Raw genomic sequence first — 13,836 nt, forward strand, 5'->3', positions numbered from 1 at the left:
CTTTCGGATACACTAAATAATATAAGGTTTTAAAGGAGGTATTTTTGCTTGGAAGAAATCACACAAGAACATATTGATAAGTTGTTATTATTTATGAGAGAAGAAGCGTATAAACCGCTAACGATACAAGAGTTAGAAGAGGCATTTGGAATTGAAGGTTCTGAGGGCTTTAAAGACTTTGTAAAGGCACTTGTAATGATGGAAGAGAAGGGACTTGTTATTCGCACACGTAGCAACCGTTACGGTCTTCCTGAAAAGATGAATTTAGTAAGAGGTAAGTTAATTGGACATGCACGTGGCTTTGCATTCGTTGTACCAGACGAGAAGAAAACGGGAGACGATGATCTTTTCATCCCTCCTACAGAATTAAACGGTGCACTTCATGGCGATACAGTATTAGCACGACTTAGTTCTCAATCGAGCGGTTCACGTCAAGAAGGTTCAATTGTACGCATTTTAGAGCGTGGAACGAAAGAACTTGTTGGTACATATACAGAATCGAAAAACTTTGGCTTTGTTATACCTGACAATAAGCGCTGGACGAGTGATATCTTTATCTTGAAAAGTGCATCAATGGGTGCTGTAGAAGGTCATAAGGTAGTTGTGAAAATTACGAGCTACCCAGAAAACCGTTTAAGTGCAGAAGGTGAAGTTATTCAAATTCTAGGTCATAAAAATGATCCAGGAGTAGATATTTTATCTGTCATTCATAAACATCATTTACCTTTAGCATTCCCTGAAGAAGTGATGGAGCATGCAAACAGTGTACCAGAAACGATTTCAGAAGAAGATTTAAAAGATCGCCGTGATTTACGTGATCAAATGATCGTAACGATTGATGGTGCAGATGCGAAAGATTTAGATGACGCTGTTACAGTAACGAAGCTTGAGAACGGCAATTACAAGCTAGGCGTTCACATTGCGGATGTAAGTCATTACGTTCAAGAAGGTTCTCCAATTGATGTAGAAGCAGCGGAAAGAGCGACAAGTGTGTATCTTGTTGACCGTGTAATTCCAATGATTCCACATCGTCTATCTAACGGTATTTGCTCATTAAATCCGAAAGTAGACCGTCTGACATTATCTTGTGAAATGGAAATCAACAACTTAGGTGATGTTGTTAAACACGAGATTTTCCAAAGTGTGATTAAAACGACAGAGCGTATGACGTATGCTGACGTAAGAAGCATTTTAGAAGATGAGGACGAAGAGTTAATTAAGCGTTATGAGCCATTAGTACCGATGTTTAAAGAGATGGGGCAATTGGCACAAATTCTACGTGAAAAACGTATGCGCCGTGGTGCAATTGACTTTGACTTTAAAGAAGCGAAAGTATTAGTAGATGAAGAAGGAAAACCGACTGATGTTGTTATGCGCGATCGCTCTGTATCAGAGAAGTTAATTGAAGAATTTATGCTTGTTGCGAATGAAACAGTAGCAGAGCACTTCCACTGGATGAACGTACCGTTTATGTACCGTGTCCATGAAGATCCGAAAGAAGATAAGCTTGAGCGTTTCTTCGAGTTTGTAACGAACTTCGGATATGCGGTAAAAGGACGTGCGAATGAAGTGCATCCTCGTGCGCTGCAACAAATTCTTGAAATGGTTCAAGGACAGCCAGAAGAAGTAGTTATTTCAACAGTTATGCTTCGTTCTATGAAGCAAGCTCGTTACGATGCGGATAGTTTAGGACATTTCGGTTTATCAACTGAGTTCTACACACATTTCACATCACCAATTCGTCGTTACCCAGATACAATTGTTCATAGATTAATTCGTGAATACATTATTAATGGTAAAGTCGACAATGAAACGCAAGCAAAATGGCGTGAAAAATTACCTGAGATTGCAGAGCACTCTTCTAATATGGAACGCCGTGCTGTTGAAGCAGAGCGTGAAACAGATGAGATGAAAAAAGCAGAGTATATGGTTGATAAGATCGGTGAAGAGTATGACGGTATGATTAGCTCTGTAACAAACTTCGGTTTATTCGTAGAGCTTCCAAATACAATTGAAGGTCTTGTACACGTTAGTTATTTAACGGATGATTACTACCGTTATGACGAGCAACATTTCGCTATGATCGGAGAACGTACAGGAAACGTATTCCGCATCGGTGATGAAATTACAATTCGCGTTATTAACGTAAATAAAGACGAGCGTGCAATCGACTTTGAAATCGTTGGCATGAAAGGTACGCCTCGTCGTAAGTTCAAAGATCGTCCAGTCGTTATCGAGCAGCCAAGAACAGGCAGAAAGAAACGCGGTGGACGTAGCGAGCGCAGTAATGAGCGCGGCGGTGAACGTGGCACAGGTAGAAAATTTGACCGTGGTGGCAAAGGAAAAGGAAGAGGATCCGCATCTGCATCCACATCCGCATCCGCAAGTCAGCCAGGGAAAAAAGATGGTAACGGCAAGAAGAAAAAAGGATTTTTCGAAAACGTACCAGGATTCAAGAAGAAAAAGAAAAAGCGTAAGTAAGAAAAGAGTGGCTTCGCTTTGATGAAAAGCGGGGCCGTTTTCTTTTTTCTTCGTGGCTTGAGAGCGAGCCACTTTCGCTTTTTATCGGAATCCAGCTACAGTGGCTAGAATGTTTGGCGGCTTCGCTTCTTCCCCAGAGGCAAAGAGCGCCTCAAGGTCAGAAGCTCCATCCACCTCACATTCTGAACGAGCCACTTTCGCTTTTTATTAACATTTGTTACAATAGTAAAAATAGAGGAGGGACGTTATATGCCAAAAGGTACAGGTAAGGTTATTGCACAAAATAAAAAAGCGTTTCATGATTATTTCATCGAAGAAACATACGAAGCAGGGCTTGTCCTTCAAGGAACGGAAATTAAGTCGATTCGCGCTGGTCGCGTGAACTTGAAAGATGCGTTTGCACGTATACATAATGGTGAAGTATGGGTTCATAATATGCACATTAATACATACGAACAAGGGAATCGTTTCAACCATGATCCACTTCGTACGAGAAAATTACTTCTTCATAAAAAAGAAATTGATAAGCTAGCGGGCGCTGCAAAAGAAACAGGTTACGCATTAGTTCCACTTAGAATCTATTTGAAAAATGGATTTGCAAAAATGGCACTTGGTTTAGCAAAAGGTAAGAAACAATATGATAAACGTCACGATTTAAAAGAGAAAGAAGCGAAACGTGAAATTGCACGCGTGTTCCGTGATCGCCAAAAGATGTAATACAGATATTTACATTTGTAAAACGGCGCGCGTATGATATAATAACTTATGTAAGGTTGTTGCACATTGAAAAACAGCTCTTAGTAGCTATCACGATATTTTCTTCGTATGCTCCATTTTTATCATGGGGACGTTACGGATTCGACAGGGATAGTTCGAGCTTAGGTTGCGAGTCGAGGGGATCGGCCTCGTTAAAACGTCAAAGCCTATAATTGGCAAACAAAACAATCTTTCTTTAGCTGCTTAATTGCACTAAAGGTTCCTCCCTCCATCGTCCATGTGGTAGGGTAAGGGACTCAAACTAAGTGGACTACGCCGGAGTTCGCCGTCTGAGGGCGAAGGAAGAGAACAATCAGACTAGCAACTTGGAAGCCTGTCGATAGGCCGAAGAGTTCGCGAAATGCTAATATATCGACTACACTCGTAGAAGCTTAAGTGCCGATATTTTTGGACGTGGGTTCGACTCCCACCGTCTCCACCAATACATATTTGGTGGTTTTTTATTTTGTATGATATGAACCATAATTTTGCCAGGTTGGCGAGGTTATGGTTCTTTTTGTTTGTGGCAAAGTTATGGTTCTAAAAATAGAATGTATCTAATTTCTTGGTTCTTTCAATTACATCATCAATGCATCTTGTGTGTTATCCCTTAACTATCACAATTTTATCCAGTAAAAGCCTGATTGGTGAGGACTCATAAGCAGTGGGGGATGAACATCTCTATTTAATTAACACTTCGCTTTATTTGAATCTTCATATGTTTTGTGTTTTTATCCATACCTATTGTAAGATTATATAGAGTTCTCCTAATAAACTGTTTTAATGGATTATTTAGGGGTTTTAAATTTATAAATCTTAAATTGTTTTTTGGGGATAATTTTTTATCTAAATAAGTTATATTGAAGTAGAGGTGAACCATCGGTGAAGCAGGTGTTGGTGATTAAAAATGAACGGTCTTCAGCAAAGAAAATCGTAAGCGGTCTAACGCAAGAAGGCTATTTCATTTTAAAACTTCACAATGAAAACGAAGGTTTAAATATAATATATGAACAAGATTGGGATATTATCATATTGGATTGGGATTCATTAAGTATATCCGGACCAGAAATTTGTAGACAAATACGATTAGTTAAAACGACACCGATCATTATTGTGACCGACAATGTTTCTAGCAAGGATTGCGTAGCAGGGTTACAAGCAGGAGCAGATGATTATATCAGAAAACCATTTGCGAAAGAAGAATTAGTAGCAAGGGTTCAAGCAATTTTAAGGAGAAGTGATTGTAACCAGCAAAAGGAGATAAACTTTTTTCAGTTTAAAGATCTCTTTGTTGATGCATCTAGCAATATTGTGAAAAAAGGTGGCGAAAACCTGTCGCTTACTAAGCGAGAGTACGATTTACTTGTATTTTTAATCAAGAATAAAAACACAATATTGAGCCGTGAAATGCTTTTGAATCAAGTATGGGGATATAACGTAGTAGTAAATCCAAATGTAGTAGACTTATATATTGGGTATGTAAGAAAAAAGTTAAAGTGCGAGAAGAAAGACAGATATATTCAAACGATACATGGCAGAGGCTATTCAATGATTGACTGATAAAAATAAGATAATAAAAAATGAGTAAAACTATTTCATTCGGTTTTACTCATTTTTTTTATTAAATGTGATAATTAAATAGTTCCTGAGAAGTATTAAAAGATGAAAAAAGAATATTTCTATCAGGCAATGGATTATGAAAACATTAGCTATTAATGAGCATTTTCTGCAGGGGAAATTATGGTTTATAAGGTGCTCATCTTTTGGGTGGTGTGGAGGGGATGATTCTAACGTGCATTAGTTGAGACCGGATCTAATGAAAGTGTCTACTCGAAAAAAAACGACACGCTCTGAAGAATAAAGGTTAATCAAAACGCCTGACTTCACATATTACTTTTTATGCCTGATTTTATGAATTCACACCATTCACAAGATTTTCACAGAATTAATGACTATACTAATTAACAGGATGTTCAAATGAAAATGATTATCAATAGCGATTCAATTGAATAAAAGTTACCTTCTAATTCAATCTATGGATGTCATCATTTTCGAAATAAATCACACTATAAGGAGTATACATATGAAAAAATCTATGCTTTTAAAATTAGTGAGTATTCTAGCAGTTTTCACTTTAATGTTAGTAGCTTGCTCAGATTCAAGTAAAGAAACTTCGAAGGCTAATAATAAAGATAATGGTAGTGATAAGCCAAAAACGGTTGAAATCACTGATGCTCATGGAACTGTTAAAGTCCCTGTAAACCCAAAGAATGTAGTTGCTTTGGATAACAGAACTTTTGAAACTTTATCTGATTGGGGAATTAAATTAGCGGCTGCTCCAAAGGATATCATGCCTGCTGATTCAGCATATAAAAAGGATGAAAAAGTTCAAAATATTGGGAATCACCGTGAACCAAATCTAGAAATTATTGCAGCGGCAAATCCTGAACTTGTAATTGTTGGTCAAAGATTTGCTGACCATTACGAAGAAATCAAAAAATTAGTACCAAATGCAGCAGTTATTGATCTTAATTTTGATGTTTCTGAGAAAGCTACTAAGCCTGGCGAAAACTTAGTAAAAGGACTTAAAGATTCTACAGTTACTTTAGGAAAAATCTTTAATAAAGATAAAGAAGCTAAACAATTAGTAGCTGATTTTGATAAATCTATTGAAAAAGCAAAATCTGCTTATAACGGAAAAGATAAAGTTATGAGTGTTATCGTTACTGGTGGTAATATTGGTTTTGCTGCTCCACATTCTGGTCGTGTTTGGGGACCAATGTATGACATTTTCGGTTGGACTCCAGCGTTAGAAGTTTCAAATTCTACTGCAGGTCATAAAGGTGATGACGTTTCTGTTGAAGCTATTGCACAAACAAATCCTGATTGGATTTTCGTATTAGATCGTGATGCTGCAACATCTGATGCAGCTAAGTCAACACCTGCTAAGGATGTTATTTCTAAATCACCTGCTCTTCAAAACACAACTGCTGTTTCTAAAAAACAAGTTATTTATGCACCAGAAGATACTTACACAAATGAATCAATTCAAACTTATATAGAGTTATTTGGAAATATGGCAAAAACTTTAGCTAAGTAGTGTAAAGGAGTACGAAACAGTGTCAAAAAATATAATTTCTAGGGTTGAGAATATTTCTCAACCCCAGTTTTATAATCACAATAAATTATGGACAAAACCTTTTATAATAGCGATTATAGTTGTTATAATTTTAGGGATTATATCACTGTTTACTGGAGTTTATGATATACGTGGACAAGAGGACGGGACAGAGATGTTTTTCATAACTCGTGTTCCGAGAACAGCTGCATTAATGCTTACTGGAGCTGCGATGGCGATGGCAGGGCTCGTAATGCAACTCATTACACAGAATCGCTTTGTTGAACCTACTACAACGGGGACTATTGAATGGTCAGGCTTAGGCCTGCTTTTTGTGTATTTATTATTTCCTGCCCCGACTTTAGTTCAAAGAATGACTGGTGCAATCATTTTTTCTTTTATAGGAACTATGATTTTCTTTCTATTTTTAAGAAGAGTTAAGCTTCGTTCGTCTTTAATTGTTCCGATTATTGGATTGATGCTTGGAGCAGTAATTTCTGCAGTGTCTACTTTTTTAGGACTCCTTTTTCAAAAGACGCAAAGTATTGAAACTTGGTTTGTAGGTTCATTTGCTAACATTCAGGTGGGAAGATATGAATATTTATGGCTGATTGTTATCATTACTTTTCTTATTTTTATGTATGCTAATAGATTGACTTTAGCTGGACTAGGAGAAGATGTCGCAACAAGTCTTGGAGTTAATTACAATAGAATTGTTCTTTTTGGGACTGCTCTTATCTCTGTTGCAGTTGGAATTGTTGCAGCTGTTATTGGACACTTACCTTTCTTAGGATTAATTGTGCCAAATATCGTTTCAATGTTTAGAGGTGATGATCTTAGGAGTAATTTACCTTGGGTTTGTGTGATCGGAATGGGATCAATAACTGCCTGTGACATCATTTCTCGAACAATTATACAGCCTTTTGAATTACCTGTTTCTTTAATACTTGCAACAGTGGGAGCAGTCGTGTTTATTACTATTTTATTGAGACAAAGAAAACCAAGGAGGCTACGATGATCACATTAGAATATAGAAAAAAAGAAAATGTCGAAATCGATTCTAGCCTTCATAATGAAAGTAGATCAGCTAGCGCTTTTCGGTCTAAGAAGGAAGCAAGACGTTATTGGATTTTACTGATAACATTGATTGCTTTAGGTCTTCTTTCTTCATATGGACTTTTAGTTTATAACAATCCAGTTCCGATAGATTCACCTTCTTTTATCCCAGTCGTTAAGAGAAGGATAGTAGCTATTGTTGCAATGATTATTGCTGCGGTTTGCCATAGCTTGTCGACAGTTGCTTTCCAATCTATTACGAATAATAAAATTATTACTCCTTCACTTTTAGGTTTCGAATCACTTTATTCAGCAATTCAAACGAGTACAGTATTCTTCTTTGGTGCTAGTGCGTTAATAAATTTTAATGGAATTGGATCATTTTTATTCCAAGTTGTTGTTATGGTCTTCATGAGTTTGATACTTTATGGATGGTTACTTTCCGGTAAATACGGGAATTTACAACTTATGCTTTTAGTTGGAATTATTATTGGTACCGGGCTAAATTCTGTGTCAACTTTCATGAGAAAACTACTTGCGCCTTCAGAATTTGATATCTTACAAGCAAGATTATTTGGTTCTGTTAATCATGCAGATCCTGCATATTTTCCTATTGTAATTCCTATGATCATAATTGTAGCGGTATTAATTTTTGCTCATTCTAAGAATTTGAATGTTTTGTCACTAGGAAAAGATGTTGCTACTTCTTTTGGAGTTAAATACCAACCTAGTGTAATTTATACGCTTGTATTAGTAGCTATTTTAATGTCCATTTCAACAGCTCTAATTGGGCCACTTACTTTCTACGGCTTTTTAGTGGCAACTTTGAGTTATCAGGCAGCGTCAACTTATGATCATAGATATATTTTTCCGATGGCTTTTGCTATAGGATTTTTAATAATGACGAGCGCATACTTTTTAATGTATCATGTATTCCATGCTCAAGGTGTAGTTTCAGTTATTATTGAATTATTTGGTGGAATCATATTCTTAACTATAGTTTTAAGGAAGAGGGCTTTATGATAAAAATTGATAATGTTAAAAAGTTCTATACTGATAAGGTAAAAATAGGACCTTTGGATATTGAAATACCAAAAGCAGGATTTACTTCTTTAATTGGACCAAATGGTGCTGGAAAGTCAACAACACTTTTGATGATTGGCAGACTTTTAGATATGGATGAAGGCCAAATTCAGGTAGCAAATATGGATGTTTCTGAATCCAAATCAAAAGACTTAGCAAAAGTTTTGACTATATTGCGACAAGAAAATCATTTTGTAACTAGGCTTACTGTGAGACAATTAGTTGGATTTGGGCGCTTTCCTTATTCAAAGGGAAGATTGACTAAAGAAGATGAGGCTATCATCTCTAAATATATCGATTTCTTAGATTTAACTAGTTTAGAGAATAGATATTTAGATGAGCTTTCTGGTGGTCAAAGACAAAGGGCATATGTAGCGATGGTATTGTGCCAAGAGACGGAATATGTACTTTTGGACGAACCTCTGAACAACCTTGATGTTGCTCGTTCTGTTCAAATGATGGAGCATTTAAGACGTGCAGCTAATGAATTTGGAAGAACAATTTTGACTGTTATGCATGACATAAATTTTGCAGCTAAATACTCGGATAAAATTTGTGCTATGAAAGATGGACAAATTGCTGCTTTCGGAACAGTAGAAGAGGTTATGGACTCAACACTTTTGACAGATATTTTTGAAACAAAAATAGAAATTATTAATGGTCCTTATGGGCCGATCGCAGTTTATTAGTTATAAAATGCCTTGCGTAGATTATGCAAGACACTCTAGTTGAAGTTGCTGTCTGTATTTTATAGGCAGCAGCTTTTTTTATGTGATTACTCATAAAATGCAAAAGAATGCTTCACCTTTTCAAGTATGTACCAAGTGGAAAAAATATCTCTGTATAATTTTTCAAAAGAATTCAGCTTATTTTTTTATATGTAATATTGCATATCAGAGTGTATTGATAAAAGTGTAAGGGGTCACTATAATGAGGGCATAAAGATAAATCATATTTTCGTAGCAATAAAAAGGAGGAAATAATATGGAAATCGCAATGGCAGTTTTAAAATTTGTAGGTGGCGTAATCCCGTTAATTCAAGAACTTTTAAAAGCATTTATGTAAATTTATTAGTTAGCTATCATTTATCAATTATTATCATATTTTACTAAAAAAAGAACGGGGTGATTTTTCTGAATATTAAGAAAAACACTAAAAGAAGAAAGTTCCTTGCATGTTTATTAGTTAGTCTATGCACTATTAATTATTCATCTATTTCCTTCGCAGAAACACAAGCAAGTAATATAACTGATGTAACCAAAAATGCTAGTGGCATTGATACTGGTATAGCAAATCTTAAATATAATAATCAAGAGGTTTTAGCTGTAAATGGTGATAAGGTAGAGAGTTTTGTTCCGAAAGAAAGTATCAATTCAAATGGTAAATTTGTAGTAGTGGAACGCGAGAAAAAATCACTTACAACGTCACCAGTCGATATTTCAATTATTGATTCTGTAGTGAATCGTACGTATCCAGGAGCTGTACAACTTGCAAATAAAGCTTTTGCAGACAATCAACCGAGTTTATTAGTGGCTAAGAGAAAGCCTTTGAATATTAGTATAGACTTACCGGGCATGAGAAAAGAAAATACAATCACTGTCCAAAATCCGACATATGGTAATGTAGCTGGAGCAGTAGACGATTTAGTATCTACTTGGAATGAAAAGTATTCTACAACACATACGTTACCTGCAAGAATGCAGTATACGGAATCTATGGTTTATAGTAAATCACAAATTGCAAGTGCTCTTAATGTTAACGCTAAATATCTTGATAACAGTCTAAATATTGATTTTAATGCGGTTGCAAATGGAGAGAAAAAAGTGATGGTTGCCGCATATAAGCAAATATTTTATACGGTAAGTGCTGAACTACCTAACAATCCATCCGACCTTTTTGATAATAGTGTTACTTTTGATGAGTTAACTCGAAAAGGCGTAAGTAATTCGGCTCCACCTGTTATGGTTTCAAATGTAGCTTATGGTAGAACGATTTATGTAAAATTAGAAACAACATCTAAGAGCAAAGATGTACAAGCTGCTTTTAAAGCCTTACTTAAGAATAACAGCGTTGAAACAAGTGGACAGTATAAAGATATTTTTGAAGAAAGTACCTTTACTGCTGTAGTATTAGGCGGAGATGCGAAAGAGCATAACAAGGTTGTTACTAAAGATTTCAATGAAATCCGAAATATCATTAAAGATAATGCTGAATTAAGTCTTAAAAATCCAGCATACCCAATTTCATATACAAGCACTTTCTTAAAAGATAATGCAACTGCTGCTGTTCATAACAATACAGATTATATTGAGACGACAACTACAGAATATTCAAGTGCTAAAATGACACTTGATCATTACGGTGCTTACGTTGCTCAATTTGATGTATCTTGGGATGAATTCACATTTGACCAAAAGGGTAACGAAGTACTAACACATAAAACGTGGGATGGTAGCGGAAAAGACAAAACGGCTCATTACTCTACAGTTATCCCTCTTCCACCGAACTCAAAAAATATAAAAATTGTAGCAAGAGAATGTACTGGTCTTGCATGGGAATGGTGGAGAACAATTATTAATGAACAAAATGTTCCATTAACAAATGAAATAAAAGTTTCAATTGGAGGAACAACATTATACCCAACAGCTAGTATTAGTCATTAGTTATAAAAAAAGCGCCCTATAAGTAGGGCGCTTTTTACTCTTTCCAAAATTGTTCTAATAGAATGACAAGCATGGTACCCACAAGTAAGCCATTACTTAAAACATATTGTAAGGAAGAAGGAATTCCGCTAAATGCACTTTCTGGAAGAAACAATATTCCTAAACTGATTAATAATGAAATTCCTAATATAGTTAATCGGCGTTGATTTACTGCTTCACGTAAAATGGATTGAAATGAAATGCCTATTACTTGGACAAATGTTGCTAAAAGTGTAGCATTAGCAATAGGTCCTGGTAGCAAGGATATAAAGTTTACAATTGAGGGAATAAAAGAAATTCCTGCTAATATAAGACTTGCTATAAGGAACGACTTCACTTTTCTTTGTCCTGTTAGTTGGATAAATCCTGCTGATGCAGGTAATGGTACAATTCCAATTGTAGAGAACAACGACGAGATAATATGTGATATACCTCCGACCCATACACCACGGTTCAGTGTTTGCTTTTCATTTTCTTTAGATAATGGAGCCACTTGTTTTACAGCCGAAATAGCAGCGATTGTATTTGCAACTAAAAGAAATGTAAATAAAGTTGCAGTTAGAGTCATTCCAATATCGAATCTAGGTGTGCCCCAAGCAAATATCTCTGGTAACTTAACTAGCGTTGTGTGCGAAGGGATATGAGATGATTTTCCTAATACTGCATACAAAAGCCAACCGCATGAGATTCCAAGTAATACAGCGTAACTTTTCATCCATCCTTTCCCTTTAATTGATAAGAAAGTAATAAGGGCAAAAACAAAGAGAGCAATAGTAGCTGTTGTATAGTCAGGATGGGTTGCAGATCCTTGTAATCCTATCATTCCTTTTAGTAACACACCACTAAGCTGAAGTGCTAAGATTAAAAGAAAAGTTCCTGTAACTAAAGGGGTAAATAAACGTAAGATTCGATGAACAAGTCCTGTTATACCAAGGATGAAGAGTAATATACCTGCAATAATTAACCCGCCTTCTAAAAGTTGCAACACGTCTTTTGCACTTTGTCCCTGATGCATAGCGATTTGTCCCAATATGACAAATATACTTACCCATGAACCGGCTGGCCCGTCCGCAATGGGGTAACGATGCCCAAACCACGCTTGTAGAAACGAACTTACTCCCACGACTAAAAAAGTCCGCTGCATTAATGTTGAGACATCCTCTATTGGTAAATGGAATATGCCACCAATAATTATAGGTAATGCAATTGCATTTGCTAATAGAAACACAAACCATTGTAGAATATTAAAGCTCGTATCAAAGCATTTTTTATTCATATTATTCTCCTTTGCCGAAAAAGAATCTCATATTAAAAATCCATCCTTTCTACACAGTTAGATTAAAAAGGATGGATTTTGTAAATCTATAAAATCAATTTAATTGTATAGGTAGATTTTTAATTAATTACCATGCACGGAATGGTAAGAATTTACCGTTAAGTGTAATCACGATACGAGGATCGCCACCTTTTGGATCTTCTTGTGTATCCACACCCAAGTTGAAGTTAATTGCACTCATTACACCTTCGCCGGCTTTTTCTAAGATTAATTCTCTAATAGTTGGTGCATATTGTAACATCATTTCATATAAACGATATGCAATCGGGTCCGCAGGAGGCATTTCCATTACTTGGCCGCGAAGTGGAACTACTGTTAATGCTTGAACTACTTCTTCATCTAATTCTAATAGTTTACCAATTTTTTCTGCTTCTGGACGTGTCATTGTAGCTTGTCCTAATAACGCTGTTACAACCCAAGTCTCAGAGTGTTCACTTACTTTTGCAATTTCTTCCCAAGTTAACCCTTTTTTAATTTTTGCCGCTAAAATTTTTTGCGTAGCTTCTTGTCTATTCATATCTAATACTTGTTTTTTCATATCTCATAACTTCCCTTCATATACGTGATAATTATTATTTTGTTTTACTATTTAACGCTTTATATCCATCAACCACTACATCTAATTTACCTGTGTGAGGGTCAATAACTAAACCATGTACAGGAACATCTTTTGGGATAAGTGGATGATTTCTTACTAAATCAACATTAGCTTGCGTTGAGTCGCAAACATCATCGAATCCGAATAACCATTTTTCAAGGTCAATACCAGCATATTCAATCGCTGATAAAATTTCTGATGAAGCTACTCCGCGATCTAATATTTTTTGAAGTGTTCCTTTTGGATTCGTTTGGCTCGCGCCACATCTATGGTGTCCAATAAGGAAGATTTCATCTGCATTTAAATCGTATACTGACGCTACAACACTTTGCATAACACTATCGAAAGCAGAAGCAATTTTACCACCTGCATTTCTGATAACTTTTGCATCACCATCGTGTATATCTAAAGCTTTTGGAAGTAGCTCAATTAAACGAGCATCCATGCAAGAAACAACAACCATACGTTTTTTAGGCATTTTTGTCGCTTCACGAGGAGCGTATTCCTTATTTTCTACAAAATGTTCATTGAACGATAGAATTTCTTGTAATAACATATTTGTAACCTCCTTTAAATCTAGATGTATTTTTTTGTTGTGTCCTCTGTGTTACAAGTAAATATAGCTGATAAATAATGTGATGTAAGAGGATAAACTAAGTATAGTGAATTGTATCGATAAGCAGAATAAGTTGGCGAAACACTTTCG

The 13,836-nt window shown here is 35.8% G+C and carries 11 protein-coding genes and 1 other RNA gene; 9 read left to right on the plus strand and 3 right to left on the minus strand.

All coding sequences use genetic code 11. The features are described 5' to 3' along the window. Positions 1-48: 48 nt before the first annotated feature. The 9 genes from rnr (at position 49) to alo (ending at position 11,157) form a co-directional block, all read left to right on the plus strand. Entirely contained in the window at positions 49-2,481 is a 2,433-nt protein-coding gene (rnr, locus tag ACS2FK_RS11055; protein ID WP_063538040.1) for a ribonuclease R, read from the plus strand. 249 nt (positions 2,482-2,730) lie between these two features. Continuing rightward, complete coding sequence (gene smpB, locus ACS2FK_RS11060; RefSeq protein WP_001123917.1) at positions 2,731-3,198, plus strand: SsrA-binding protein; 468 nt, start codon at positions 2,731-2,733, stop codon at positions 3,196-3,198. A gap of 126 nt (positions 3,199-3,324) precedes the next feature. Then, positions 3,325-3,679: a transfer-messenger RNA gene (ssrA, locus tag ACS2FK_RS11065) on the plus strand. A gap of 440 nt (positions 3,680-4,119) precedes the next feature. Further along, positions 4,120-4,797: a response regulator transcription factor gene (locus tag ACS2FK_RS11070; protein ID WP_063548999.1), complete on the plus strand. Its 678-nt coding sequence runs from the start codon at positions 4,120-4,122 to the stop codon at positions 4,795-4,797. Positions 4,798-5,320: 523 nt separating this feature from the next. Continuing rightward, positions 5,321-6,337, plus strand: a complete 1,017-nt coding sequence (locus ACS2FK_RS11075) for a siderophore ABC transporter substrate-binding protein (protein ID WP_063548997.1) — start codon at positions 5,321-5,323, stop codon at positions 6,335-6,337. Between the two features lie 19 nt (positions 6,338-6,356). Continuing rightward, a complete protein-coding gene (locus ACS2FK_RS11080) occupies positions 6,357-7,373 on the plus strand; it encodes an ABC transporter permease (RefSeq protein WP_000041820.1) in 1,017 nt (338 codons plus the stop codon). Beyond that, the gene (locus tag ACS2FK_RS11085) at positions 7,370-8,434 is read left to right on the plus strand and encodes an iron chelate uptake ABC transporter family permease subunit (RefSeq protein ID WP_000631245.1); all 1,065 of its coding nucleotides are present in this window, start codon (positions 7,370-7,372) and stop codon (positions 8,432-8,434) included. The genes ACS2FK_RS11080 and ACS2FK_RS11085 overlap by 4 nt, the downstream gene beginning before the upstream one ends. After that, positions 8,431-9,183: an iron ABC transporter ATP-binding protein gene (locus tag ACS2FK_RS11090; protein ID WP_063548995.1), complete on the plus strand. Its 753-nt coding sequence runs from the start codon at positions 8,431-8,433 to the stop codon at positions 9,181-9,183. The genes ACS2FK_RS11085 and ACS2FK_RS11090 overlap by 4 nt, the downstream gene beginning before the upstream one ends. A gap of 435 nt (positions 9,184-9,618) precedes the next feature. Then, positions 9,619-11,157, plus strand: coding sequence for an anthrolysin O/cereolysin O family cholesterol-dependent cytolysin Alo (alo, locus tag ACS2FK_RS11095; protein ID WP_063548993.1), 1,539 nt, complete (start codon positions 9,619-9,621; stop codon positions 11,155-11,157). A gap of 34 nt (positions 11,158-11,191) precedes the next feature. Here the strand turns inward: alo and ACS2FK_RS11100 are convergent, their stop codons facing one another. The 3 genes from ACS2FK_RS11100 to ACS2FK_RS11110 form a co-directional block, all read right to left on the minus strand. Continuing rightward, entirely contained in the window at positions 11,192-12,472 is a 1,281-nt protein-coding gene (locus ACS2FK_RS11100) for a purine/pyrimidine permease (protein ID WP_063548991.1), read from the minus strand. Positions 12,473-12,599: 127 nt separating this feature from the next. Beyond that, positions 12,600-13,049 carry a cyanase gene (gene cynS, locus ACS2FK_RS11105; protein ID WP_063549382.1) on the minus strand — a complete coding sequence of 150 codons (450 nt, stop codon included), beginning with the start codon at positions 13,047-13,049 and terminating at the stop codon, positions 12,600-12,602. Between the two features lie 55 nt (positions 13,050-13,104). Further along, the gene (locus ACS2FK_RS11110; protein ID WP_000926482.1) at positions 13,105-13,686 is read right to left on the minus strand and encodes a beta-class carbonic anhydrase; all 582 of its coding nucleotides are present in this window, start codon (positions 13,684-13,686) and stop codon (positions 13,105-13,107) included. Between the last annotated feature and the right edge of the window lie 150 nt (positions 13,687-13,836).

Origin of the sequence: Bacillus cereus group sp. BceL220 (assembly GCF_051776965.1) — a bacterium.
In the GTDB taxonomy this organism is placed as follows: Bacteria; Bacillota; Bacilli; order Bacillales; family Bacillaceae_G; genus Bacillus_A; species Bacillus_A cereus.

Bases quoted from the DNA above. Each gene is read 5' to 3' on its own strand.
- cynS (WP_063549382.1), bottom strand. From the start codon at position 13,049: ATGAATAGACAAGAAGCTACGCAAAAAATTTTAGCGGCAAAAATTAAA.
- ACS2FK_RS11110 (WP_000926482.1), bottom strand. From the start codon at position 13,686: ATGTTATTACAAGAAATTCTATCGTTCAATGAACATTTTGTAGAAAAT.
- smpB (WP_001123917.1), top strand. From the start codon at position 2,731: ATGCCAAAAGGTACAGGTAAGGTTATTGCACAAAATAAAAAAGCGTTT.
- ACS2FK_RS11075 (WP_063548997.1), top strand. From the start codon at position 5,321: ATGAAAAAATCTATGCTTTTAAAATTAGTGAGTATTCTAGCAGTTTTC.
- ACS2FK_RS11085 (WP_000631245.1), top strand. From the start codon at position 7,370: ATGATCACATTAGAATATAGAAAAAAAGAAAATGTCGAAATCGATTCT.
- ACS2FK_RS11100 (WP_063548991.1), bottom strand. From the start codon at position 12,472: ATGAATAAAAAATGCTTTGATACGAGCTTTAATATTCTACAATGGTTT.
- ACS2FK_RS11090 (WP_063548995.1), top strand. From the start codon at position 8,431: ATGATAAAAATTGATAATGTTAAAAAGTTCTATACTGATAAGGTAAAA.